Origin of the sequence: Rahnella victoriana, assembly GCF_004330295.1 — a bacterium.
Taxonomy (GTDB): Bacteria; Pseudomonadota; Gammaproteobacteria; order Enterobacterales; family Enterobacteriaceae; genus Rahnella; species Rahnella victoriana.
Window position 1 is genome coordinate 48,162 of sequence record NZ_SJOJ01000029.1, and the last position, 24,641, is coordinate 72,802.

Here is a 24,641-nt window from a genome sequence, read left to right on the forward strand (position 1 = left end):
GTTATCCATCCAACCGACCTAAGCATACCTTAAGGTCGGCGGGACAGTTTAGCACAAAGAGCGGAGATCCTACAATTCGGACTAGTCTGCCTGCTTACGCAGGAAGGCCGGGATGTCCAAATAGTCGGGCTCTTTATTAGATTGCGCGCTTTGATCATTCACCACTTTGGCAGCTGGCTTCGTTTCCTGCGGCAACGGAGACATCCCGTGCTGCTGGTAACGATGGTCCATAACCGGCTGGCTGGCAGGCTTATTGGTCACCAGTGTGATCTCAGGACGTTTGTCCATGCCGATGCCGGTTGCCACCACGGTAACACGCAATTCGTCATTCATTTCCGGGTCAAGGGAAGTCCCGATCACCACGGTCGCATTGTCGGATGCGAAAGCACGGATAGTGTTACCCACGGTTTCGAATTCATCCAGACGCAGGTCGAAGCCCGCAGTGATGTTGACCAGAACGCCGCGCGCGCCGGACAAATCGATATCTTCCAGTAACGGGCTGGAAATCGCCATTTCAGCGGCTTCTTCAGCACGGTCTTCACCGCATGCCACACCGGAGCCCATCATGGCATAACCCATTTCGGACATCACGGTACGCACGTCGGCGAAGTCGACGTTCATCAGACCCGGACGGGTGATCAGTTCAGCGATACCCTGCACCGCACCTTTCAGCACGTCGTTGGCCGCACCGAAGGCGTCCAGCAGAGAGATACCGCGACCCAGAACTTTTAACAGCTTGTCGTTCGGGATGGTGATCAGAGAGTCCACATGTTTGGACAGTTCAGCGATACCCTGCTCCGCGAATGCCATGCGCTTTTTGCCTTCAAAATTGAAAGGCTTAGTCACCACAGCAACGGTCAGAATACCTAAATCTTTAGCTACTTCAGCAACCACTGGCGCTGCACCGGTCCCGGTACCACCGCCCATGCCCGCTGCGATAAAGACCATGTCAGCACCTTCAAGCGCAGCGCGCAGGGCTTCACGGTCTTCTTCAGCAGAATTGCGACCCACTTCCGGGTTCGCACCAGCACCCAGACCTTTGGTAATACCGCTACCGATCTGAATCGTCTGGCCTACTGCCGTTTTACGCAACGCCTGAGCGTCTGTGTTAACGGCGAAGAATTCAACACCTTCGATGCGCTCACGCACCATGTGTTCGACAGCGTTGCCACCGCCACCGCCGACGCCGATGACTTTAATCACCGCGTCATTGGTCAGTTCCATAGGTTCAAACATAGTTTCTCTCCGTTTTGTGCCTGTCGCGTCGGGATCAAAAACCTTAACAGCATGATCCCGTTGTTAAAACATTAAAACTCTTTTCTCAGCCAGCTGTTGATTCGTTTGAACCAGTTGCCCACTGAGGCGCGTTTTTCCACTTCGGCCTCACCGCTCAGGTGAGACTCCTTCCCGTAGTGCAGCAGCCCTACAGCCGTTGAGTAGTAAGGTTCCTGCGCATAATCTGTCAGCCCGGTGATGTTCAGGGGTTGCCCGATACGCACCTGGGTATGGAATACCCGCTGCGCACAAGCTGCCAGACCATCAATTTGTGCTGCACCGCCTGTCAGAACAATACCGGCGGCCAGATGATGTTTTACGCCTTGCTGACGTAACTGCTCCTGCAATTGCAAAATTTCGTCGTTCACTAAATTCAGCAATTCTGTGTAACGAGGCTCGATCACTTCAGCCAGTGTCTGACGTTGCAGACTGCGTGGTGGACGTCCACCGACGCTCGGCACTTCGACGTTTTCGTCTTTGCCGACAATCGACCCTAATGCACAACCGTGGCGAACTTTGATGGCTTCGGCATCAGTCGGTGGCGTACCAAACGCATAAGCGATGTCGCTGGTGACCACATTCCCTGCATAAGGGATAACCTTAGTATGACGTAGTGCGCCGCCGGTATAAACCGCGATATCCATGGTTCCACCACCAATATCGACAACACAGACGCCTAATTCGCGTTCATCTTCGGTCAGAACCGCATAACTGGCCGCCAGACCGGCAAAAATCAGTTGGTCAACTTTTAAGCCACAGCGTTCAACCGCCTTCACAATGTTCTTCGCCATATCGTTATGGCAGGTAATCAGGTGAACCTTGGCTTGCATACGCACGCCGGAAAGTCCGACCGGGTTTTTAATCCCTTCCTGATAATCAATGGCATATTCCTGAGGGATCACATGCAGTACCCGATGTTCGTCACGTACGCGGACCGATTTCGCGGTATGCACAACGTTCTCTACATCTTCCTGCGTGACTTCCTCTTCTGAAATAGGAACCATCCCTATTTCATTCTGACAACTGATATGTTTACCAGACAAAGCAAGGTAAACAGAGGAAATCTGGCAATCTGCCATCAGTTCAGCCTGATCGATGGCGCGCTGTACGCACTTCACCACCGATTCCAGATCATTCACGCCACCCTTGTCCATGCCACGGGATGGGCAACTGCCCACGCCGATAATATTGACCATGCCATCGGGCAGAACTTCCCCCACCAATGCGGCGACCTTTGCCGTACCGATCTCCAGCCCAACTACCAGTTTTCTGTCCGTCGACTTGATCATTGTTGTTTAGCCTGTGCCTGATTCTGTTGCTGATTACTGTTTTGCTGGTCAATAAACTCTGGCGCCCAACCTACTGACGCACCGCTGTCATAACGTAAATCGACATAAGTGATGCGCTTCTTATCGGTTTCTGCCTGTTGCTGGAATCGCGGGTAGAGTTCGATAAAACGTTGTAAACGCCCCATCCGGTCATCTCTGCCCAATTCCAGCCGGACGTCATTATCCAGAGTTAACTGCCACGAGTGACGAGCACTCATTGCCACTGCTTTCAACGTGAACTTGCCGGCGGCCAGCGCCTGACTCATCGTTTGAAAACCCTGCAAAACATCCTGTTCGCTGCCTTCCGGACCGTAAAGCAACGGCATTTTCTGTTTGACCATACGCTCGGCGGGTATGCTGAAAGATTTGCCCCCGGCATCAACCATGTGCAAATCATTCCAGTGTGCGACCGGCACATACTCCACCAGATGTATCTTCAGTTCATTCGGCCATTGCTTGCGTACGCTGACCTGTTTTATCCAGGGTAAACGCTCTATCTGCTGCTGAATGACGTTTACATCCTGCGTCATGAACGTTCCCGGTGCCCCTAAGGACAGAATCGCCTGACGAATATCATCGTTGGTCGTGTAATGCCGTTCTCCGGTCACCACTAACTGGGACAACGGCAAGCGGTTCGCATCCTGCATCCAGCCAACAACGGCCCACGCACTCCATAAAATCGTTCCTACTACCAGCAACAGAAACACGATCCCTGCCAGCTGGCCACCGTTACTGCGACGGCCATTGTTCTCGGCCGTCTCACGCTCTCGGGTATTCAGGGCGGCTTGAGACATATCAGTCAGCCAGTTCCAGAATACGGAATACGAGTTGCGGGAAACTCAGTCCGAAATGTTTCGCCGCCATCGGCACCAGACTGTGGCTGGTCATGCCCGGCGAGGTATTCGCTTCCAGCAGGTTAAAGCTGCCGTCACTGTCCTGCATGACGTCAACCCGTCCCCAGCCGCTGCAATCGAGTGCCTGATAAGCCTGCAAGGCCAGTGCAGACAACTGCTGCTCCTGTGCTTCACTTAAGCCGCTCGGGCAAAAATATTGTGTTTCATCAGACAGATATTTTGCCTGATAGTCGTAAAACGTTCCGGCTGGCTGGATACGGATCGACGGCATCACCTGATCGCCCACGATGGCTACTGTGTATTCCGGGCCGCTCAGCCATTTTTCGATCAGTACGTTATCGTCATGTCGGAAGCCTTCCTGCAGGGCTGGCAGCAACTCTTTTTCAGTAGTCACTTTGCTCATCCCGACGCTGGAACCTTCGCGGCTTGGTTTGACGATCACCGGCAGGCCTAATTCAGCGATTTTTGCTGCCAGCGCGCCCTGCCCTGCCGCTTCGATTTGCGAACGATGCAGTGCCACAAACGGGGCGACCGGTAATCCCAGAGCCTGCCACACCAGCTTGGTGCGGAACTTATCCATGGTCAGCGCAGAGGCCATCACGCCGCTGCCGGTATACGGCAAACCGATTTGCTCCAGCAGTCCCTGCAACGTGCCGTCCTCACCACCGCGACCATGCAGTGCGATAAAGACTTTGCTGAACCCTTCTTCTTTGAGAAGCGCCACATTAAACGTTTTGGTATCAATGCCGTGGGCATCCACACCGGATTCACGCAAGCCGGCCAGCACCGCGGCGCCTGACTGTAATGACACATCGCGTTCTGCGGAAGTACCACCCAACAATACTGCGACTTTCTCAGACATGATGTTCTTCACCTTTCTTCACTGGCTGCAGCTTTTGATCAGCCAATTTGCGGGCCACTCTGCCAACATTACCGGCGCCCTGAACCAGAACTAAATCGTCACCTTCGAGGATCTGCGCCAGACTTTCCGGCACGGCTTCAATATCAGAAACCAAAATCGGATCCAGTTTACCGCGTGCGCGGATAGTGCGGCACAACGAACGGCTGTCTGCGCCCGGAATCGGTGCTTCACCCGCCGGATAGACATCCAGCATGATCAGCACATCCACCTGCGAAAGCACATTGGCGAAATCATCGTACAAATCACGGGTACGGGTATAACGGTGCGGCTGGAAAATCATCACCAGACGCTTGCTCGCCCAGCCCGCACGTGCAGCTTTGATGGTTGCATCCACTTCAGTCGGATGGTGACCATAGTCATCGACCAGCATCGCACTACCGCTTTTGCCGTTCACATTCGCCAGCGCATATTCGCCGAGGAAATCGAAACGACGCCCGGTACCCTGGAAGCCTGCCAGCGCGCGCAAAATTGCGTCATCGCTGATGTTCTCATCGGTGGCTACCGCCACCGCTGCCGCAGCGTTTAAGGCGTTATGACGGCCCGGCGCATTCAGCGTCACACTGATCAGCGGCAGGTCCTGACGACGCAAGGTAAAATGCCCCTGTGCGCCAACCTGACGGTAATTTTCAATGATCACATCCGCATCTTCGCTGAAGCCGTATGTGGTCATGTGACGACCAACGCGCGGGATCAGCTCACGGATCACCGGATCATCGATACACATCACTGCACGTCCATAGAATGGCAGGTTGTGCAGGAAATTAATGAACGTTTGCTTCAGGATTTCAAAGTCACCCTGATACGTATCCATATGATCCGCTTCGATGTTGGTCACAATCGCCACCATCGGTTGCAGATGCAGGAACGACGCATCACTTTCATCTGCTTCTGCAATCAGAAAACGGCTTGAGCCCAGACGCGCATGGGTGCCTGCCGCTTTCACCAGTCCGCCGTTAACGAACGTCGGATCCAGACCGGCTTCAGCATAAATACTGGTGACCATCGCGGTGGTCGTCGTTTTACCGTGCGTACCTGCCACGGCGATGCCGTGACGAAAACGCATCAGCTCAGCGAGCATTTCCGCGCGGCGGATCACCGGAATACGGGCTTCGCGTGCGGCAACGATTTCCGGGTTATCGGAAGAGATCGCCGTGGATACCACCACCACGCTGGCATCCAGCACGTTCTCAGGACGGTGATTAAAATAAATCGTCGCGCCCAGAGCCGTCAGTTGCTGTGTCACTGCGTTCGGTGCTAAATCAGAACCGCTGATCTGATAGCCTTCATTGGCCAACACTTCGGCGATACCACCCATGCCGGCACCACCGATGCCAACAAAGTGAATGTGCCGGACACGATGCATCTCGGGCACGAAGGTACGCAGTTTCGCCAATTGTTGTGTATTCACGTTTTTATTCACTATTTCAGGTTACTGATTAATCCGTTTCTTACGGCTGGGACCACACACTGCGTGGCCCGTTCAATTTCATTTTTTGCTTGCGGCAACCACTTCTGCGGCAACACGCTCTGTCGCATCGGGAATGGCGGCGGCACGTGCGGCCATCGCCATTTCCATCAGATGGGTTCTGTCCCATCCGGCCATCAGGTCAGCGACGGCTGCGGCACTAAAATCTTTCTGTTCGATAATCTTCGCGGCACCGGCTTTTTCCAGCGGCAGTGCGTTCCAGTACTGCTGGCGATCTTTGTGCTGAAAAGGCACAAAGATTGCCGGTAATCCTGCAGCGGCAATTTCACTGACCGTTAATGCGCCGGAGCGGCAAACGACCACATCAGCCCAGGCATACGCCTCTGCCATGTCATCAATGAATTCGGTAACGTTATGCTGCGTCTGACCGGCCTTTTCGTAAGCCTGATTCACTGACGCCAGCGCACCTTTTCCGACCTGATGCCACAACGTAATTTTTTCACCCATCAGCGCCGCCACTTCCGGCATGCTCTGATTCAGCACCCGCGCGCCCTGACTGCCGCCGATGACTAAAACTCGGATCGGGCCTTCGCGTCCGGCAAGGCGGGTTTGCGGTAATTCCAGCGCCAGCACGTCGGTACGTACCGGATTCCCCACCACATCGGCCTTCGGAAAAGCACCGGGAAACGCCTGCAACACTTTGGTCGCAATGTGAGACAAGCCTTTATTGGTCATGCCCGCAATGCCGTTTTGTTCATGCAGAACCACCGGAATACCCAGTGACCATGCCGCCAGACCGCCAGGGCCTGACACATAACCGCCCATGCCTAACACCACATCGGGCTGAAACTTTTTCATGATGGCCTTCGCCTGACGCCACGCATGATATATGCGAACCGGGGCGGTGAGTTGCGCTTTCAGACCTTTCCCACGCAATCCGGCGATTTTAATGAAATCAATCTCGATGCCGTGTTTTGGCACCAAATCCGCTTCCATCCGGTCTGCTGTACCCAGCCAGCGAACTTCCCAACCTTGCGCGATAAGATGATGTGCCACGGCAAGTCCGGGGAAAACATGCCCGCCGGTACCGCCAGCCATCACCATTAAACGCCGGGTATTGCCACTCATCGGGCACTCCTTACAAACGCCTGGGCTTTTGCCAGCCGCGTTTCAAAATCCACTCGCAGCAATAACACGATTGCCGTCGACATAATGATCAGGCTCGAACCACCGTAACTGATCAGCGGCAGTGTCAGACCTTTGGTTGGCAACATACCTGCCGCCGCGCCCACGTTGACCAGTGCCTGAAAACTGAACCAGACGCCGATTGAACAGGCTAAAAAGCCTGAAAAACGCTGGTCGATTTCTAATGCACGACGCCCGATAGACATCGCACGAAAAGCGACGAAGAATACCATCAACAGGGCTAAAACCACACCGAAATACCCCAGTTCTTCGCCCAAAATAGAGAAGATAAAGTCGGTATGCGCTTCCGGTAAATATTCCAGTTTCTGAACTGAATTTCCTAAACCTTGTCCCCAGAACTCACCCCGGCCAAACGCCATCAGTGACTGGGTTAACTGGTAACCGCTGCCGAACGGATCTGCCCACGGATTCCAGAAGGATGTCACGCGGCGCATACGGTACGGTTCAGCAAGCACCAGCAGCACAACAGCGAACACGCCCGAGCCGATAATGGCCAGGAACTGCCACATTTTCGCCCCTGCCAGAAACAGCATCGCCAGCGTGGTGATGAACAGCACAACCACGGTACCGAGGTCAGGCTGAGCCAGCAGCAACACAGCCAGCACGACCATCACGCCCATCGGTTTACAGAAGCCCCAGAAGTTACTGCGCACTTCATCCACTTTGCGCACCAGATAACTGGCGAGATAGCAGAACAGTGACAACTTCGAGAATTCGGCGGGCTGAATACGCAGTGGCCCGAGGGAAATCCAGCGCGATGCGCCGTTTACCGAGCTACCCACAACCAGCACCACCAACAACATAATCACTGACAGCAGCAGCAAAACGTTGCTGTATTTCTGCCAGACAGCCATCGGCACACGCAGTGTCACCAGCGATAAACCAAACGCCAGTCCAAGATAGATAGCATCACGTTTCGCAAACAAAAACGGGTCGTCTGCCAGACGCTGACCAATCGGCATGGACGCCGAGGTCACCATCACAAAGCCGACGATCGCCAGACCAAAGGTCAGCCACAGCAATGTTCGGTCGTACAGCACCAGCGTGACGGAGTCGCTTTCTTTGGCACCCATCACCCAGTCATTAAATTTGCCGACCAGGCTCAGCCCCGGGATACGGATCCGCATCAACCCAGCTCCTTCGCCAGTGCGGTAAAGACATCACCACGTTGTTCAAAACTGCGGAACTGATCCAGACTCGCGCAGGCTGGCGACAGTAAAACCATGTCGCCGGAAGCCACGTGCGTACTGATATCCCGCATCGCCTGTTCCATCGTCTCAAACAGAGAAGACACCTCAGGACGCAAATCCGCCAGCTCTGCACCGTCACGACCGAAGCAGTAAATACGCAGGTTATCGCCCTGCAGGTAACGCGTCAGCGGTGAGAAATCAGCAGATTTTCCGTCGCCGCCTAGTAACAGATGCAGCGTGCCATCGACGTGAAGCCCGTTCAGTGCCGCTTCGGTGCTGCCGACGTTGGTCGCTTTAGAATCGTTTATCCAGCGCACGCCGTTATGCTGCCAGGCGACCTGGAAACGATGAGCCAGACCGGTAAAGGTCGTCAGAGCCTTCAGGCTGGAAGCATGTGGAATACCAACAGCATCCGCCAGCGCCAGTGCCGCCAGCGCATTGGTGTAGTTGTGACGGCCGGTCAGCGGCATCTCACGGGTATTCAGGACTTTTTCGCCACGAACACGCAGCCAGATATCGTCCTGCTGGCGGGTCAGATGATAATCCCCCACATCGACACCAAAGCTTACGCAGCGTTTATCCGCGCCACGCACCGGCATGGTAAGGGCGTCATCGGCATTGACGACACATAGCGCGGCGTTTTCATACACTTTCAGTTTTGCCGCACGGTACTGCTGCAAACCAAACGGATAGCGATCCATATGATCTTCAGTCACGTTGAGAATGGTCGCCGCCGCCGCATGCAGACTGAGCGTGGTTTCGAGCTGGAAGCTGGAAAGCTCCAGCACAAACAAATCGTATTCGTGATCCAGCATCGTCAGCACCGGCAAACCAATATTGCCACCGACACCCACGCGCCAACCAGCGGCTTTCGCCATTTCACCGACCAGCGTGGTCACGGTGCTTTTGCCGTTCGAGCCGGTGATCGCAACCACCGGCGTCTGGGTTTCACGACAAAACAGTTCGATATCGCCGACAATTTCCACGCCAGCATCAGCCGCCGCACTCAGTGCCGGTGTTGCCAGCGCAACGCCCGGACTGGCGATAATCAGATCAGCGTCCAGCAGCCAGTCTTCATTGAGCGAACCGAGGTGACACTCAATATTTTCCGCCAGTTTATCCAGTCCCGGCGGGCTGACGCGGGTATCAATGACACGCGGCGTCACGCCACGTGCAACAAAGAAATCAACACAAGACAGGCCGGTGAGACCCAACCCGATGATGACCACTTTTTTACCCTGATAGTCAGCCATAATTACCGTACCTTCAGCGTCGCCAGGCCAATCAGCACCAGCATCAGCGAAATAATCCAGAAGCGCACGATCACGCGCGGTTCCGGCCAGCCTTTAAGTTCGTAGTGATGGTGGATCGGCGCCATGCGGAAAATGCGCTGCCCACGTAACTTAAAGGACCCGACTTGCAGGATCACCGACAGGGTTTCGACAACAAACACGCCGCCCATGATCACCAGTAAAAATTCCTGACGCAGCAGTACCGCGATGGTGCCCAGCGCACCGCCCAGAGCCAGAGAGCCGACGTCACCCATGAAAACTTGTGCCGGATAGGTGTTGAACCACAGGAAGCCAAGCCCCGCGCCAACAATCGCGGTACAGACGATCACCAGTTCACCCGCGTGACGCAGATAAGGTATATGCAGATAGCTGGCGAAATTCATGTTACCGGTCGCCCATGCCACCAGCGCAAAACCCGCCGCGACGAAGACCGTTGGCATAATCGCCAGGCCGTCCAGACCATCGGTCAGATTCACCGCGTTACTGGTACCGACAATGACGAAATAACTCAGCAGTATGTACAGCAAACCCAGCTGCGGCATGACGTCTTTAAAGAACGGCACAACCAGCTCAGTGGCTGGCGTGTCTTTACCAATGGCATACATCGTGAAGGCCGCAGCCAGCGCAATAACGGACTGCCAGAAGTATTTCCAGCGGGCAATCAGCCCTTTGGTGTCTTTGCGAACCACTTTGCGGTAGTCATCGATAAATCCAACGATGCCGTAACCAATCAGCACAAACAGCACGCACCACACATACGGGTTAGACGGATAGGCCCACATCAGAACGGAAATGGTAATCGAGGCCAGAATCATCAGGCCGCCCATCGTTGGCGTACCGCGTTTGCTGAAATGTGATTCCGGACCGTCGTTACGCACAACCTGACCGAAAGACATTTTTTGCAGACGGGCGATCATGCGTGGCCCGATCCACAGCGACAGGAACAACGCGGTCAGCAGGCTGACAATGGCGCGAAACGTCAGATAGGAAAAGACGTTGAAGCCGGAATAATATTTGACCAAGTGTTCGGCCAGCCAAACTAACATGTTGCATTCTCCTGTAACGCGCGTACTACCTGCTCCATTGCGGCACTACGTGAACCTTTAATCAAAACGGTAATTACCGCATGTTCAGACAGTAAGCTCGTTAAACGGGCCGTCAGGGCTGCCTTATCCTCTAAATGCTCACCACATCCGCTGGCATCACTGATGATGCGGCTGTCATGGCCAATACTGAATACTTTGTCGATACCCGCGTCGCGAATCGCTTCGCCGACCTGACGGTGGCAGCTTTCGCTTTCCGCGCCCAGTTCAGCCATATCGCCGACCGCCATCACGCGGTAGCCCGGCATCTCTGCCAGTACCTGCGCCGCGGCGGTCATCGAACCGACATTGGCGTTATAGCTGTCATCGAGGAGGGTTTTGCCTTCGCTGAGCGCAATCGGGAATAAACGCCCTTTTACGGATTGCAGCGTCGCCAGACCGGCGCGTACGTTTTCCGGTGAGGCACCGACAGACAACGCCAGTGCAGCCGCAGCCAGTGCGTTAGCGATATTGTGACGGCCCGGAACCGGCAGCGACACGTCGATACGGCCCTGAGGAGAATGCAGAGTGAACGCCGTATTGAGCGGGCTGAGGCGGATGTCGGAAGCACTGAAATCAGTCTCTGCCCCTTGCACCGGAGAGAAACGCCAGACCGTCTTGCCGGTCAGCTTGTGCTGCCAGTTCGCCCAGTCATTGTTATCAGCGTTGATCACCGCAATGCCGTTTTCAGGCAGGCCTTCGAAAATCTCGCCTTTGGCACGGGCCACACCCGCCAGAGAACCAAAGCCTTCCAGATGGGCGGCAGACAAGTTATTCACCAGCGCCGTTTCAGGTTTAGCCAGCGCGGTGGTGTAGGCGATTTCACCCGGATGATTCGCGCCCATTTCGATCACCGCAAAATCATGTTCTGCGGTCAGGCGCAGCAATGTCAGCGGAACACCGATGTCATTGTTAAAGTTGCCTGCGGTGTACAGCACGTTGCCGCACTCGCGCAAAATCGCCGCCGTCATCTCTTTCACAGACGTCTTGCCGGATGAACCGGTCAGGCCGACGACGCGGGCCGGAACCTGCTGACGCACCCAGCCGCCCAGTTGCCCGAGAGCAATGCGGGTGTCCGCCACCACTAACTGCGGAACGTCCACCGGTAAGCGCTTACTTACCAGTAAAGCCCCTGAACCGGCTTTAACCGCATCAGCGGCAAAATCGTGAGCATCGAATTTTTCGCCTTTCAGCGCAACAAACAGACAGCCTTCGGTGACCTGACGGGTGTCCGTCGTCACGCTGTCGATTTGGGTATCGGTACCGATAAGCTCAGCGTTGAGCGCATCTGCGAGTGTTTGCAGGGAAACGCGGATCATGCGATCACCCCCAGCAAACGTGCGACCGTCACGCGGTCAGAATAATCGAGACGCTGATTACCGACGAGCTGGTAATCCTCATGCCCTTTACCGGCGATCAGGACCACGTCGTCTTCTTTCGCCTGCATGATGGCGCTGGTCACCGCTTCGGCACGGCCGTGGATTTCCTGCGCTCGCCCTGCGTCCAGCAGACCGGCAAGGATATCCGCCACAATGGCGCGAGGCTCTTCGCTGCGCGGATTATCGTCAGTGACGATCACGCGATCAGCGTATTGCTCAGCAATGCCGCCCATCAGCGGACGTTTACCTTTATCGCGATCGCCGCCGCAACCAAATACACACCACAGCGTGCCACGACAATGCAGACGGGCTGCCGCCAGTGCTTTTTCCAGTGCGTCAGGGGTATGGGCATAATCAACCACCGCAGTAGGTTTACCCGGCGCGTTGAAGACTTCCATGCGGCCGCAAACCGGTTGTAGCTGAGAAGCCGTAGCCAGTAATTGCGTCAGCGGATAATCGAGGGAAAGCAGCGTTGCCAGCGCAACCAGCAGGTTGCTGACGTTGAACGCGCCCATGAGGCGACTATCAAACTTACCTTCGCCCCAGCTTGAATCGATATTTACGGTCGCGCCGTTGTCGTGATAATTCACGCTGCGCGCCACCAGCCAGCGGCCACTCCAGCCTGCCGGGATTTTGTCTTCCATGCTGACCGCAATTGCGCCCGGCGTTTTCGTCAGCCAGCGCGCTCCGACGTCATCGTCAGCATTAATGATTTTCTGACCGACCTGATGCGAGGAGAAAAGCTGCCATTTGGCCTCTTCATAACTTTGCATATCGCCGTGGTAATCAAGGTGATCACGACTCAGGTTGGTGAATGCGGCAGCGGCAAACGGCAAGGCAGCGACACGATGCTGAACCAGTCCGTGAGAAGAAACTTCCATCGCGGCAAAGGTTGCGCCCTGCGTCACCAGATCCGCCAGAATGTGCTGAACCTGTACCGCAGAACCGGTGGTGTTTTCCGCCGGTACGACGCTGTCCAGCAGGCCATTACCCACGGTACCCATCACCGCACTGGTTTCCCCCAGCAACTGACTCCACTGCGCCAGCAGTTGCGTGGTGGTGGTTTTGCCGTTGGTGCCGGTCACGCCTACCAGACGTAATGCTTTGCCCGGCTGCTGGTAAAAACGCCCCGCCAGTTCTGACAGCAGAACATTCAAATTCTCAAGATAAATCACCGGTACACCATGCATCTGGCAGACCGTTCCGTGCTCTTGTTCACCCTTTGCCTCGGCCACGACGGCAGCGACGCCCTGGGCAATTGCCTGGGGAATAAAACGACGCCCGTCACTGGTATGGCCTGAAACCGCGACAAACAGATCGCCGGCAGCCGCGATGCGGCTGTCCAGAATCATGTCTTTTAGCGCTACCGCCGGGGCATTACTCACCCAGGGCGCTAAGATGTCGCGCAAATTACGATCTGCCACCTGAAGCCTCTTTTTGATTATTCACTATGTCTGCGTTTTCATCGGCAGTCAGCGCATCCGGTTCAACGTTCATGGTGCGCAATACGCCGCCCATGATGGCGCCAAACACCGGTGCGGAAACGGCCCCACCGTAATATTTCCCTGCCTGCGGATCGTTGATGACCACCACAAGGGCAAATCTTGGATTGCTTGCGGGCGCAACGCCGGCGGTATAGGCAATGTATTTGTTAACGTATTTACCGTCCGGCCCGACTTTCTTCGCGGTACCGGTTTTAATCGCAATACGGTAGCCCTTGATCGCCGCCTTCACGCCACCGCCGCCAGGCAGTGCCACGCTTTCCATCATATGTACGACGGTACGTACCAGCGGTTCAGGGAAAACACGTTCGCCGGAAACCGGCGGATCAACTTTGGTGATCGACAATGGGCGATAAACGCCCATGCTGCCGATCGTTGCGTAGACTCGCGCCAACTGGAGAGGTGTCACCATTAGCCCGTAGCCGAAAGAGAAGGTGGCCCTCTCTATGTCAGACCACCGTTGTTTTTTAGGGTATAAGCCACTGCTTTCTCCAACCAGCCCCAAATTGGTCGGTTTTCCCAGTCCGAATCGCGAGTAAGTATCTACCAGCTCAGCGGATGGCATCGATAACGCCAGTCGTGAAACACCGACGTTACTCGACTTCTGCAAGATGCCCGTGACGGAAAGCTCCGCGTAACGGGCAACATCTTTAATCTCATGACCGTTAATCCGGTACGGCAAGGTATTCAGTACGCTGTTCTCGCGCACCACGCCGTTTTTCAGCGCCGTCATCACCACCATCGGCTTGACGGTGGAACCCGGCTCGAAGATGTCGGTGATGGCACGGTTACGCATCACGTCTTTCGGCGTATCCGGCATATTGTTTGGGTTGTAAGACGGGCTGTTGGCCATCGCCAGCACTTCGCCGGTTTGCACATCAACCAGTACCGCCGTGCCTGATTCCGCTTTGTTGAACGCCACGGCGTTATTTAATTCGCGGTAAACCAGCGCCTGTAAACGTTCGTCGATGCTCAGCGCCAGATTGTGGGCGGCCTGGCTGTCAACGGTGGAGATATCTTCAATGACGCGGCCAAAGCGGTCTTTACGGATGGTCCGTTCGCCCGGTTTGCCGGTCAGCCAGCGGTCAAAACTCTTCTCAACGCCCTCAATGCCTTCGCCGTCGATGTTGGTCACACCGATAACGTGGGATGTCACCTGCCCGGCCGGATAATAACGGCGGGATTCCTGACGCAGGGAGATACCCGGCAGTTTGAGTTTGTGAATGTATTCGCCGACCGCAGGGTTAACCTGACGCGCCAGATAGACAAAACGTCCGTTGGGATTGGCATTAATACGGGAGACAAGTTGATCGAGTGGCATATTCAGCGCATCCGCCAGTGCTTTCCAGCGGGTATCGACGGTAATGCCACCGCGATCTTTCACTTCTTTGGGATCTGCCCAGATCGCATTCACCGGCACGCTGACCGCCAGAGGACGGCCGGAACGATCGGTGATCATGCCACGGGAGGTCGGGATAGTTTGTACACGCAGGGAGCGCAAATCGCCTTCTTTAACCAGTTTGTCCGGGTTAATGACTTGCAGGTAGGCCACACGCAACATCAGGCCAACCAGTGCCAGCAGGATACAGGCGCACAACAACGCAAAACGCCAGCTGATAAAGCTGGCTTGATCTTCGGGACGCTTTAACTTCGCGGTGCGTGTTGCTTTCATTAGCTGCCTGTATTCTCCGTGCGCATTTTAAGGCTGAACCACAATAATTTCTTGAGATGGATCAACGTGCTGCATCTGCAATTTCTCCGTTGCGATGCGTTCTACCCGGCTGTGATCGCCGAGAGCATTCTCTTCAAGGATCAGGTTGCGCCATTCGATATCCAGCGCATCCCTTTCCAGCACTAACTGTTCGCGCTGAGCCGTCAGTAAACGCGTACGGTGAGCGGTAGTGACCACAAAAATTGCACTGACCAAAACGGCGATCAGCAGAATCAACGGGATTTTGCCGTTGCGAAGAATATCGCTGGCGATCACTCCCACTAATCCGTGGCGTTCGTTGCCTATCACGCTGTAGTTCTCTCAGCAAAACGCAGCACTGAGCTACGTGCCCGCGGGTTTTCCGCCACTTCCGCTTCAGAAGGCATCATTTTCCCGACTGATTTCAGGGAACGTCCGCCAAGCTCCGCGATTTGTGCTTCCGTCATCGGGATACCTGCCGGTACCTGTGCGCCACGGCTATGCTGGCGGATAAAGCGTTTCACAATGCGGTCTTCCAGAGAGTGGAAGCTGATCACAGATAAACGGCCTTCAGGAGCCAGAATTTCCAGCGCACCGTCGAGGGCGCGTTCAATTTCTTCCAGCTCGCTATTGATGTAGATACGGATCGCCTGGAAGCTGCGGGTGGCCGGATGTTTATGTTTTTCGCGTACCGGCGATGCGTTGGCGATCAGATCAGCCAGTTCTTTGGTCCGGGTCATTGGCAGTTCACGGTTGCGCTCGACGATCGCGCGCGCGATACGTTTGGCAAAACGCTCTTCACCGAAGGTTTTCAGTACCCAGGCAATGTCTTCGGCTTCCGCTTTCATCAGCCATTCAGCAGCTGAATAACCACGGGTAGGATCCATGCGCATATCCAGAGGTCCGTCACGCATGAAGGAGAAGCCACGTTCAGGATCGTCCAGCTGCGGAGAAGACACGCCTAAATCCAGCAGTACGCCGTCGATCTTGCCTTCAAGGCCACGATCGCGCACATATTCCGCCAGATCAGAAAAGGGGCCATGAACGATAGAAAAACGCGGATCATCAATAGCTTCTGCGGCTTTGATCGCCTGTGGATCGCGGTCAATCGCCAGCAAGCGTCCTTCCGGCCCAAGCTGGGACAGAATCAGACGTGAGTGGCCACCACGGCCAAAAGTTCCGTCTATGTAAATGCCGTCCTGACGAATGTTGAGGCCGTTGACGGCTTCATCCAGCAAAACGGAAGTGTGTTTGTAGTTTTCAACCATGCTTATAATGACAAGTCCTGTAATCGGTCAGAAAGAGGTTCCTGAGACGATTGTTCAGCGTCGATGTCTTCCTTAACTTGTTGATACCAGGTCTGTTCATCCCACAGTTCAAACTTATTGAACTGCCCAACCAGCATCACTTCTTTTGCGAGCCCGGCATGCTGACGCAATGTCGTTGCAATCAGCAAACGCCCGGCGTTATCCATCTGACATTCACTGGCATGCCCGAGTAACAGGCGCTGAATACGGCGCTCAACGGGATTCATGCTCGACAGACGGGACAATTTTTGTTCGATAACTTCCCACTCAGGGAGGGTGTAAAGGAGGAGACATGGGTGATGGAGGTCTATGGTGCACACCATTTGACCTTGCGATTCTTCGCTCAGCAAATCCCGATAACGGGTGGGTACGGCAAGTCGCCCTTTGCTGTCGAGGTTAACCATCGTCGCGCCACGAAACATGACCGATCTACCCCTCTGTGACCCTTTTCACCACTTTCCCCCACAAATTCCCACAGAAAAGAGTTTACGGATGGTTTTAAAACCTTGTCAAGCCAGAGCGGAGACGGTTTGGCAATATTTACGCAGCTACACAAATGCTTAGCGCAATGTGATGAGGTTTTTTAGAGGGGGAATAGAAAATAACGTCATGATTAGTTGAAGAAATTTCGGAGGGTTAATAATTTCGTTTAAAAAAAAGCCAAACTGAACATTATTTAACTATTTATATTCTTCTGCTATCTAACTCTCATTTCCTGACCGTTTTGCCATAACAAAAATCATTTTCAATTTTTTTCAGGCGATCACGTCTAAATCATCATCATTTTATCTGCCAACCCGCACGGCATAAGCCCTGAAGGAAGTTTAAAAAGCCATCAGCACCGCAGCAAACCCGGACTGTTGGAAATTAAGCGAGGAATTCTACAGCACTTTTGCGGGGAGCATTAACGTATTTTAGAAATTGATGGGAAGGTTTATATCAGCCACGGAAAGGAGAAAACATTTGTTAATAATTCAGCAGGCTGGGAATGCTCCTAAATTACCCACGGAACGCCTATGGGAATTTTCGTATTTGATTATCACCCCCGGTAAGACACTTTATTCGTTTGGTTTAAACGTCACTCGCCGCTGGAAAAGAGACGGGCATTCAGATGAATCCCCGTCGGCGGATTATTTGCGGCTCAGACGCCCGCGGCGGAACAAATTGCGCCGGATGCGGGTCAGCCCGGCTTTCGGTTTCTTCGGCTCATCGAGACAGGCCAGTACCAGCTCCAGCACGCGTTCTGCCACATCGCGGTGACGCTGCGCCACCGCCAGAACCGGACATTCGAGGAAATCGAGCAGCTCATTATCGCCAAACGTGGCAATCGCCAGATCGACCGGCAAGCGCCCTTCCGTTTTCAGCGTGACGTCCATGACACCCTGCAACAGCTGGAATGAGGTGGTGAACAGCGCCTGTGGCATCGGATTGGTTTTCAGCCATTCAGCAAACACCACCGCAGCGGATTCGCGGTCGTAGGCGTTAGCGTAAAGGTATTTTGGCTGACGCGGATCATCAGCCCACGCCTGACGGAAGCCCTGTTCGCGCAGGAAACTCACCGAAAGCTCCGGCAGTGCGCCCAGATACAAGACCGATTCAGCCGGGAAGGTTCGCAACTCCTGTGCCAGCATCAGCGCGTCATCCTGATCGGCACCGACCACACTGATGAAATGCTCAGGATCCAGCGCGCGGTCGAGCGCGATGATCGGGAAATCGTCATTGGCCCAGCGTTGGTAGAAAGGATGTTCCGGCGGCAGCGACGTGGAAATAATGATCGCATCCACCTGACGTTGCAGCAGATGCTCGATGCAGCGCATTTCGTTGTCAGGCTGATCTTCCGAACAGGCGATCAGCAGCTGATAGCCACGCTGACGCGCCTGACGTTCCAGAAAGTTGGCGATTTTTGTGTAGCTGGTATTTTCCAGATCAGGGATCACCAGGCCAATAGAACGGGTACGACCGGCGCGTAAGCCCGCTGCCACCGCATTCGGGTGATAGTTATGTTCCTTCACGACAGCCATGACTTTTTCGACTGTCTTATCGCTGACACGATATTGCTTCGCTTTGCCATTAATCACATAACTGGCCGTTGTACGCGAAACGCCCGCTAACCTCGCGATCTCATCCAGCTTCACTGAGAAAACCCCTTAATAAAGATAATGCTTTATCTAACCGCAGAAGCCCCTGCCGGGCAAGGTGTTTTACCGAATCGCTTCACCTGAGGCGCAAAAAAGAAAGCCCGGCTCAGGAGCCGGGCTTTCATCTATCAGAAAAATTTCACATCTTGCTGATTATTTACGCTTTAGCGCATGATTTTGTCGCCGCGCGAAACACCCACCACACCGGAACGTGCCACTTCCACGATTTCAGCCACATCACGGATGCTGGCTAAAAATGCGTCAAGCTTGTCGCTGGTTCCGGCCAGCTGAACGGTGTAAAGCGTCGCCGTAACATCCACGATCTGGCCACGGAAAATCTCGGTGGAACGCTTCACTTCTTCACGGCCATAGCCGGAAGCCTGTACCTTCACCAGCATGATTTCACGCTCAACATGAGCGCCCTGCACCAGTTCCGTGACGCGCAGAACATCCACCAGCTTATGCAGTTGCTTTTCGATTTGCTCCAGCACCTTGGCATCGCCGACGGTCTGAATCGTCATGCGTGACAGGGTCGGATCATCGGTTGGCGCAACGGTCAGACTTTCAATGTTGTAGCCACGCTGAGAGAACAGGCCGACTACGCGGGACAACGCGCCCGATTCGTTTTCCAGTAATACTGATAAAATCCGGCGCATGATCAGGTCCTCTCCGTTTTGCTTAACCACATTTCGTCCATCGCACCGCCACGGATGTGCATCGGGTAAACGTGTTCTGTTTCATCCACGCTGATATCAACAAATACCAGACGATTTTTCTGTTCCAGCGCCAGCGCCAGTTTGCTTTCCAGTTCTTCAGGAGAACGGATGGCGATACCCACATGCCCGTAAGCTTCCGCCAGTTTGACGAAATCAGGCAGGGATTGCATATAGGATTGTGAATGGCGGCCGGAGTAAATCATGTCCTGCCACTGTTTCACCATGCCAAGGTAGCCGTTGTTCAGGTTCACCACGATCACCGGCAAATCATATTGCAGCGCGGTCGACAGCTCCTGAATATTCATCTGGATGCTGCCGTCACCGGTGACACAAATCACCGTTTCTTCCGGCAGGCCGAGTTTCACACCCAGTGCAGCCGGCAGGCCAAAGCCCATCGTGCCGAGGCCACCGGAGTTGATCCAGCGACGAGGTTTGTCGAATTTGTAATACAGCGCGGCAAACATCTGATGCTGGCCGACGTCGGAGGTCACGTAGGCATCACCTTTGGTCAGACGGTGCAGCGTTTCGATCACCGCCTGCGGTTTGATGGTGCCGGTATTTTTGTCGTAGCTCAGGCACTCGCGCCCGCGCCAGTTCTCAATATTTTGCCACCAGTCGCGCAGCGCATCGAATTCCTGCTTCTCATCGCTTTGTGCCAGCAGTTCCAGCATCTGAACCAGCGTCTGCTTCGCATCGCCCACAATCGGAATATCTGCATTCACCGTTTTGGAAATCGACGTCGGGTCGATATCGATGTGCATCACCGTGGCATTCGGGCAGTACTTCGCCAGATTGTTGGTGGTACGGTCGTCAAAACGCACACCCACACCGAAGATCAGATCTGCGTTGTGCATCGCCATATTGGCTTCATAAGTGCCGTGCATGCCGAGCATACCGAGGCTCTGACGATGAGTGCCCGGAAACGCGCCCAGCCCCATCAGCGAACTGGTGACCGGCAGATTGAGTTTTTCCGCCAGCTGTAACAGTTCAGCGTCACACTCAGAATTAATCGCACCGCCGCCAACGTAAAGCACCGGTTTTTTCGCCGCCAGCAGGGTTTGTACCGCGCGTTTGATTTGCCCGCGATGGCCTTGCACCGTCGGGTTATAGGAGCGCATCGTGACCTGTTCCGGATAGGCATAAGGGAGTTTAACCTGCGGGTTCACCACGTCTTTTGGCAGGTCGACCACCACCGGACCCGGACGGCCCGTTGACGCCAGATAAAACGCCTTTTTCAGGACTGTCGGAATATCTTCCGCGCGTTTTACCAGAAAACTGTGTTTCACCACCGGGCGGGAAATCCCCACCATGTCGCATTCCTGGAACGCGTCATAACCAATGAGTGAACTGTGTACCTGGCCGGATAGCACCACCAGCGGAATGGAATCCATATAAGCCGTGGCAATACCGGTGATCGCATTGGTTGCGCCGGGACCGGAGGTCACCAGCACGACGCCCACGTCTCCCGTGGCACGCGCATAACCGTCAGCCATATGAACAGCACCCTGTTCATGTCTCACCAGCACATGATCTATCCCACCGACCGTATGCAGGGCATCATAGATATCCAACACCGCCCCGCCGGGATAACCGAATACGTGCTTAACGCCCTGGTCGATTAACGACCGGACGACCATCTCGGCTCCTGACAACATCTCCATGGTTTTGCCTCCAGGCTTTTTGCTTCTTCTATAGGATGACTTTTGTTTCAGCTAGCTGTTCTATCAGCAACGATTTAAAGATAAATCGCTGAATTTTAGGACTTTCCATCGGGCTCACAAAACCCTGCTGTTCTTATTGGCGTTCAAGAATCTAACTCAGTACCTTAGCGTCAGAACCGGAGTCAGGCAAACGCCAAAAAATGCCGCCACGGCGCCTTTTATCGGCTCGCACTGCCTTCATTCTTCCGGTCGGAACAAAACACTGCCTGCGTACGCTAACCAGTCAGAAATATCAGGAAGGCCGGAAAAATTACAGTATTAAATTATGTCGGTGACGGGCATCACGATGACAGGAAAACCGGTCAACACATGTTCACCGGTGATCTGCAAGGCAAAGACGGGATACAACGGGGGGAGAATTACTCGCGGTACAACTGTTCGATTTCTTTCTGGTAGCGGCTGAAGATGATCTTGCGGCGCAACTTCAGGGTCGGGGTCAGTTCCCCCGCTTCCATCGTGAAAGGTTTGATCAATAAGACGAACTTTTTCACCTGCTCAAAGCCCGCCAGATCATGTTGGATCTCACGTAACTGATGCGCAAACAGTGAAAGGATCTGTTCGTTTTTCACCAGCCCTTCACGGTTGAAGTAATCGATATGGTGCGCCTGCGCATAAACATTCAGCACATCAAAATCGGGCACGATCAGTGCTGAGACAAAATGCCGTTCATCGGCAATCACCGCGGCCTGCTCGATATAGCGGTCCTGCACCAGCGTGCCTTCGATACGCTGCGGGGCGATGTATTTTCCGCCCGAGGTTTTCATCAGATCCTTCAGCCGCTCGGTGATAAACACATTTCCCTGCGCGTCCATTTTCCCGGCGTCACCGGTTTTAAACCAACCGTCAGCAGTGAAGCTGGCCGCCGTTTCTTCGGGCTTATTGAAGTAGCCGCGCAGTAATGTCGGGCCACGAACCTGAATTTCGTTTTCGTCCCCGATGCGCACTTCGATTTCAGGCAAGGCGGTGCCGACAGAACCAAAGCGGAAGTCGTTTTCTTCCCAGCAGGTAACCGTCGCGCAGGTTTCAGTCAGGCCATAACCGTATTTGATTTTCAGCCCTACAGACTCGAAAAACAGGATGACATTATCATCCAGACTCGCACCGGCAGCGGGCAGGAATCGCAGATTACCGCCAAGTAAATCACGCAATTTTTTCAGTACCAGCTTGTCGGCCAGAAAATGGGCGGGGGCCAGCCAGAACGGGTAACGCTCACCCCGGCGCTCGGTTAAAAACTTTTCTTTTCCCTGTGCGACCGCCCAGTGGAACAGGCGTTTTTTGATCGTTCCGGCGCGGGCGACTTTGTCATGGATGGCGCTGAACACCTTTTCATAGAAGCGCGGAACGGCGCACATCACGGTGGGTTTGATGGCCTGCAAGGCATCACGCACCCGATCCGTTTCACGCAGGAAAACATTTTGTGCGCCGCAATGCATGACAAAGAAACTCCACGCGCGCTCAAACACGTGCGCCAGCGGCAGGAAGCAAAGGGAAATATCACGGTCCGTAATGCTCAGTCGCTTTTCATGTTGCTTAAGTTGCGTCGCCATACTGCGGTAATCCAGCATCACACCTTTCGCCTCGCCGGTTGTGCCCGACGTGTAGATCAGGGTAAACAGATCACTCAGATCGCAGGCATTGACCCGGACTTCACGCTCCGCGGCCAGCGCCGCATCCTGAGGAATGAGGCCAGACACATGGCGGGCAATCGGCACACCCCGCAAATCGACATCGTTATCCAGCACCAGAATATGTTTCAGCTGCGGGCAAAGCTCACGCAACGCCACCGCCGTGTCATATTGCTTCTGTCCGACCACGAACATAATGCGGATGTCGGCGTCATTGAGCACATAGGCGGATTGAGCAGGCGTATTGGTGGCATAGACCGGCACGGTAACCGCACGCAGTTGCAGGATCGCCAGATCCGCCATCGCCCATGCCATCGCGTTATTGCCGCAAATCGCGATCCGTTCCTGAACGCCCACCTGCTCCTGCAATAATACGTCGGACAGCGCATCGACTTTCTCGCCAAGCTCGCGCCAGGTCAGCGCGGTTTCCGCCACGGGCGACCATTCGCGAAACGCAGTCTGCTCAGGACGGGCACTGACTTGTTGGCGAAAACGGGTAATCAGATGATAGTCATTTAAGGTTGGATTCATTGCGCGTTTATACCGGCGTTCAGCGCAGTCAGAAAAGGGGGCGCTGACTGCATTGCTCTGTTACAAAGATTTAACGCAGTCTACCGGCAAATATTGCACGGTGAAATGAAATTGTGGGGGATGAGGCAGGCTTTCATTCAGTCACACCGTCATTTTCTGGCGGCGAAAAAAACCCACATGGCTTTAACGAGGTGCAAAAACCATGCAGGATAAAAAACTACAAAGGGGATTTTAACCAGCCGTTTTTACCTGGTCGCATTCCGAAGTAAAAACGGCTTTCATTCAGCAGTGTCGGACTAGAGGGAGACGACACATTGGCTTAATAAGGATTTCATCCACATATTGCCTTTATCTTTACTGGAGGATTCATGCCAGGAAAGGTAGCAGGTCAGATTATTTTTCATCCACGGCAAAGGGATAACGGAAAGACTGAGCATGCCGGCATTCGCCTGCGCCAGCCAGCGCGGCACCAGAGCAACCATATCGGTTTTCGACACTACTTCCATTACGCTCACCAGATCAGTGCCCTGATAAGCAATTAACGAGTGTAATTCCGGGTCGTCGTAATAAGACGAACTGAAAGAATAAAAACGATCCAGCATCATGACCGCATGTTTTTCTTTCATGTATTTTTCATCAGACATGTGCGGACTGATGCGCGGATGATGTTGTGAAGCAACCAGAACCAGCTCATCATTAAATAATTCATGATTACAAAAATCCGCACGTTCAAATTTACGATAGCTGATCATAAATTCTATATTCTGATAGCGCAGCTGATGTTCAATATTGTCATTAACGATGGTTTGTAATTTAACGCTGACGCCTGTCGCCAATGCCTCTACCGCATTCAACACATGCGTGGTCAGACGTTTATCCAGCGGGCTGCAAATTGCCACATTAAACTGACGCATGCTGACGTTAGGGTCAAAACCCGCCCCCGGCAGTTCATTCATCACCAGCTGCAAAGCCTGTCTGACCGGCCCGAACAACTGACGCGCACGCATTGTCGGCTGGATCCCGCGCCCGAAGCGGACGAACAGGTCATCGTTAAACATCACTTTCAAACGGGCAACGGCATTACTTACCGCAGGCTGGGACATGCCCAACATATTCGCCGCGCGGGTAATATTCTGCAATTGCATCACGGCATCAAACACCGTGAGTAAATTTAAATCGACATTGCGAAGATGTGTTTCTGTTTCAGCAACTTTTGCTGGGTTTTCAGTAGAGGTATCGGACATGACATTCCCCATAGAAGGCATTTCATTCTCAAATAAGAGTGATTACCTTTAATTATTTGATTTATAAATACGGCACAGAGATGACATCGGGCGAGCAGAAAGACCGACAGATAAAATGCGCACATTTTCATGCTGTTATTTAAGGAGGGAGATAATCTAAATCGATTTAATAATCAGAACCGGTAATACAAACTTCATTTCTCTCCATAAAAG

The 24,641-nt window shown here is 53.9% G+C and carries 20 protein-coding genes; all 20 read right to left on the reverse strand.

Going from position 1 to position 24,641, the window contains the following annotated elements:
- Positions 1-81: 81 nt before the first annotated feature.
- Positions 82-1,236 carry a cell division protein FtsZ gene (gene ftsZ, locus EYY67_RS20495; protein WP_013577005.1) on the reverse strand — a complete coding sequence of 385 codons (1,155 nt, stop codon included), beginning with the start codon at positions 1,234-1,236 and terminating at the stop codon, positions 82-84.
- Between the two features lie 71 nt (positions 1,237-1,307).
- Positions 1,308-2,564, reverse strand: a complete 1,257-nt coding sequence (gene ftsA / locus EYY67_RS20500) for a cell division protein FtsA (protein ID WP_009634688.1) — start codon at positions 2,562-2,564, stop codon at positions 1,308-1,310.
- The gene (gene ftsQ, locus EYY67_RS20505; protein ID WP_131694288.1) at positions 2,561-3,397 is read right to left on the reverse strand and encodes a cell division protein FtsQ; all 837 of its coding nucleotides are present in this window, start codon (positions 3,395-3,397) and stop codon (positions 2,561-2,563) included. The genes ftsA and ftsQ overlap by 4 nt, the downstream gene beginning before the upstream one ends.
- A gap of 1 nt (position 3,398) precedes the next feature.
- Positions 3,399-4,319, reverse strand: coding sequence for a D-alanine--D-alanine ligase (locus EYY67_RS20510; RefSeq protein ID WP_119827082.1), 921 nt, complete (start codon positions 4,317-4,319; stop codon positions 3,399-3,401).
- A complete protein-coding gene (gene murC, locus EYY67_RS20515) occupies positions 4,312-5,787 on the reverse strand; it encodes a UDP-N-acetylmuramate--L-alanine ligase (RefSeq protein ID WP_095925276.1) in 1,476 nt (491 codons plus the stop codon). The genes EYY67_RS20510 and murC overlap by 8 nt, the downstream gene beginning before the upstream one ends.
- 78 nt (positions 5,788-5,865) lie before the next feature.
- Positions 5,866-6,933 carry an undecaprenyldiphospho-muramoylpentapeptide beta-N-acetylglucosaminyltransferase gene (murG, locus tag EYY67_RS20520; protein WP_095924650.1) on the reverse strand — a complete coding sequence of 356 codons (1,068 nt, stop codon included), beginning with the start codon at positions 6,931-6,933 and terminating at the stop codon, positions 5,866-5,868.
- On the reverse strand, positions 6,930-8,132 hold the full coding sequence (gene ftsW, locus EYY67_RS20525; protein ID WP_408637228.1) for a cell division protein FtsW: 1,203 nt from the start codon (positions 8,130-8,132) through the stop codon (positions 6,930-6,932). Before ftsW ends, murG begins: the two co-directional genes overlap by 4 nt.
- Before the next feature lie 5 nt (positions 8,133-8,137).
- Positions 8,138-9,454, reverse strand: coding sequence for a UDP-N-acetylmuramoyl-L-alanine--D-glutamate ligase (gene murD / locus EYY67_RS20530; RefSeq protein ID WP_131694289.1), 1,317 nt, complete (start codon positions 9,452-9,454; stop codon positions 8,138-8,140).
- 2 nt (positions 9,455-9,456) lie between these two features.
- Complete coding sequence (gene mraY / locus EYY67_RS20535; protein ID WP_095924647.1) at positions 9,457-10,539, reverse strand: phospho-N-acetylmuramoyl-pentapeptide-transferase; 1,083 nt, start codon at positions 10,537-10,539, stop codon at positions 9,457-9,459.
- Positions 10,533-11,894, reverse strand: a complete 1,362-nt coding sequence (gene murF, locus EYY67_RS20540; protein ID WP_095924646.1) for a UDP-N-acetylmuramoyl-tripeptide--D-alanyl-D-alanine ligase — start codon at positions 11,892-11,894, stop codon at positions 10,533-10,535. The genes mraY and murF overlap by 7 nt, the downstream gene beginning before the upstream one ends.
- Positions 11,891-13,378, reverse strand: a complete 1,488-nt coding sequence (gene murE, locus EYY67_RS20545; protein ID WP_119827086.1) for a UDP-N-acetylmuramoyl-L-alanyl-D-glutamate--2,6-diaminopimelate ligase — start codon at positions 13,376-13,378, stop codon at positions 11,891-11,893. Before murE ends, murF begins: the two co-directional genes overlap by 4 nt.
- Positions 13,365-15,128 carry a peptidoglycan glycosyltransferase FtsI gene (locus tag EYY67_RS20550; RefSeq protein WP_095924644.1) on the reverse strand — a complete coding sequence of 588 codons (1,764 nt, stop codon included), beginning with the start codon at positions 15,126-15,128 and terminating at the stop codon, positions 13,365-13,367. Before EYY67_RS20550 ends, murE begins: the two co-directional genes overlap by 14 nt.
- A gap of 27 nt (positions 15,129-15,155) precedes the next feature.
- Positions 15,156-15,476, reverse strand: a complete 321-nt coding sequence (ftsL, locus tag EYY67_RS20555; RefSeq protein WP_095924643.1) for a cell division protein FtsL — start codon at positions 15,474-15,476, stop codon at positions 15,156-15,158.
- A complete protein-coding gene (gene rsmH / locus EYY67_RS20560; RefSeq protein ID WP_095924642.1) occupies positions 15,473-16,414 on the reverse strand; it encodes a 16S rRNA (cytosine(1402)-N(4))-methyltransferase RsmH in 942 nt (313 codons plus the stop codon). The genes ftsL and rsmH overlap by 4 nt, the downstream gene beginning before the upstream one ends.
- A gap of 2 nt (positions 16,415-16,416) precedes the next feature.
- The gene (gene mraZ, locus EYY67_RS20565) at positions 16,417-16,875 is read right to left on the reverse strand and encodes a division/cell wall cluster transcriptional repressor MraZ (protein WP_034787151.1); all 459 of its coding nucleotides are present in this window, start codon (positions 16,873-16,875) and stop codon (positions 16,417-16,419) included.
- A 708-nt stretch (positions 16,876-17,583) separates the two neighbouring features.
- Positions 17,584-18,588: a catabolite repressor/activator gene (gene cra, locus EYY67_RS20570; protein WP_095924641.1), complete on the reverse strand. Its 1,005-nt coding sequence runs from the start codon at positions 18,586-18,588 to the stop codon at positions 17,584-17,586.
- A 167-nt stretch (positions 18,589-18,755) separates the two neighbouring features.
- Positions 18,756-19,247, reverse strand: coding sequence for an acetolactate synthase small subunit (gene ilvN, locus EYY67_RS20575; protein WP_013577020.1), 492 nt, complete (start codon positions 19,245-19,247; stop codon positions 18,756-18,758).
- Between the two features lie 2 nt (positions 19,248-19,249).
- A complete protein-coding gene (gene ilvI, locus EYY67_RS20580; RefSeq protein WP_131694290.1) occupies positions 19,250-20,968 on the reverse strand; it encodes an acetolactate synthase 3 large subunit in 1,719 nt (572 codons plus the stop codon).
- 419 nt (positions 20,969-21,387) lie between these two features.
- The gene (locus EYY67_RS20585) at positions 21,388-23,184 is read right to left on the reverse strand and encodes an AMP-dependent synthetase/ligase (protein WP_131694291.1); all 1,797 of its coding nucleotides are present in this window, start codon (positions 23,182-23,184) and stop codon (positions 21,388-21,390) included.
- Positions 23,185-23,480: 296 nt separating this feature from the next.
- Positions 23,481-24,428 (reverse strand): transcriptional regulator LeuO, encoded by a 948-nt coding sequence (gene leuO / locus EYY67_RS20590; RefSeq protein ID WP_095924638.1) that lies wholly within the window; start codon positions 24,426-24,428, stop codon positions 23,481-23,483.
- Positions 24,429-24,641: the final 213 nt, after the last annotated feature.

Bases quoted from the DNA above. Each gene is read 5' to 3' on its own strand.
- EYY67_RS20550 (WP_095924644.1), bottom strand. From the start codon at position 15,128: ATGAAAGCAACACGCACCGCGAAGTTAAAGCGTCCCGAAGATCAAGCC.
- EYY67_RS20585 (WP_131694291.1), bottom strand. From the start codon at position 23,184: ATGAATCCAACCTTAAATGACTATCATCTGATTACCCGTTTTCGCCAA.
- ilvI (WP_131694290.1), bottom strand. From the start codon at position 20,968: ATGGAGATGTTGTCAGGAGCCGAGATGGTCGTCCGGTCGTTAATCGAC.
- mraZ (WP_034787151.1), bottom strand. From the start codon at position 16,875: ATGTTTCGTGGCGCGACGATGGTTAACCTCGACAGCAAAGGGCGACTT.
- EYY67_RS20510 (WP_119827082.1), bottom strand. From the start codon at position 4,319: ATGTCTGAGAAAGTCGCAGTATTGTTGGGTGGTACTTCCGCAGAACGC.
- ftsQ (WP_131694288.1), bottom strand. From the start codon at position 3,397: ATGTCTCAAGCCGCCCTGAATACCCGAGAGCGTGAGACGGCCGAGAAC.
- murD (WP_131694289.1), bottom strand. From the start codon at position 9,454: ATGGCTGACTATCAGGGTAAAAAAGTGGTCATCATCGGGTTGGGTCTC.
- murF (WP_095924646.1), bottom strand. From the start codon at position 11,894: ATGATCCGCGTTTCCCTGCAAACACTCGCAGATGCGCTCAACGCTGAG.
- ilvN (WP_013577020.1), bottom strand. From the start codon at position 19,247: ATGCGCCGGATTTTATCAGTATTACTGGAAAACGAATCGGGCGCGTTG.
- rsmH (WP_095924642.1), bottom strand. From the start codon at position 16,414: ATGGTTGAAAACTACAAACACACTTCCGTTTTGCTGGATGAAGCCGTC.
- murG (WP_095924650.1), bottom strand. From the start codon at position 6,933: ATGAGTGGCAATACCCGGCGTTTAATGGTGATGGCTGGCGGTACCGGC.
- ftsZ (WP_013577005.1), bottom strand. From the start codon at position 1,236: ATGTTTGAACCTATGGAACTGACCAATGACGCGGTGATTAAAGTCATC.
- leuO (WP_095924638.1), bottom strand. From the start codon at position 24,428: ATGTCCGATACCTCTACTGAAAACCCAGCAAAAGTTGCTGAAACAGAA.
- mraY (WP_095924647.1), bottom strand. From the start codon at position 10,539: ATGTTAGTTTGGCTGGCCGAACACTTGGTCAAATATTATTCCGGCTTC.
- ftsA (WP_009634688.1), bottom strand. From the start codon at position 2,564: ATGATCAAGTCGACGGACAGAAAACTGGTAGTTGGGCTGGAGATCGGT.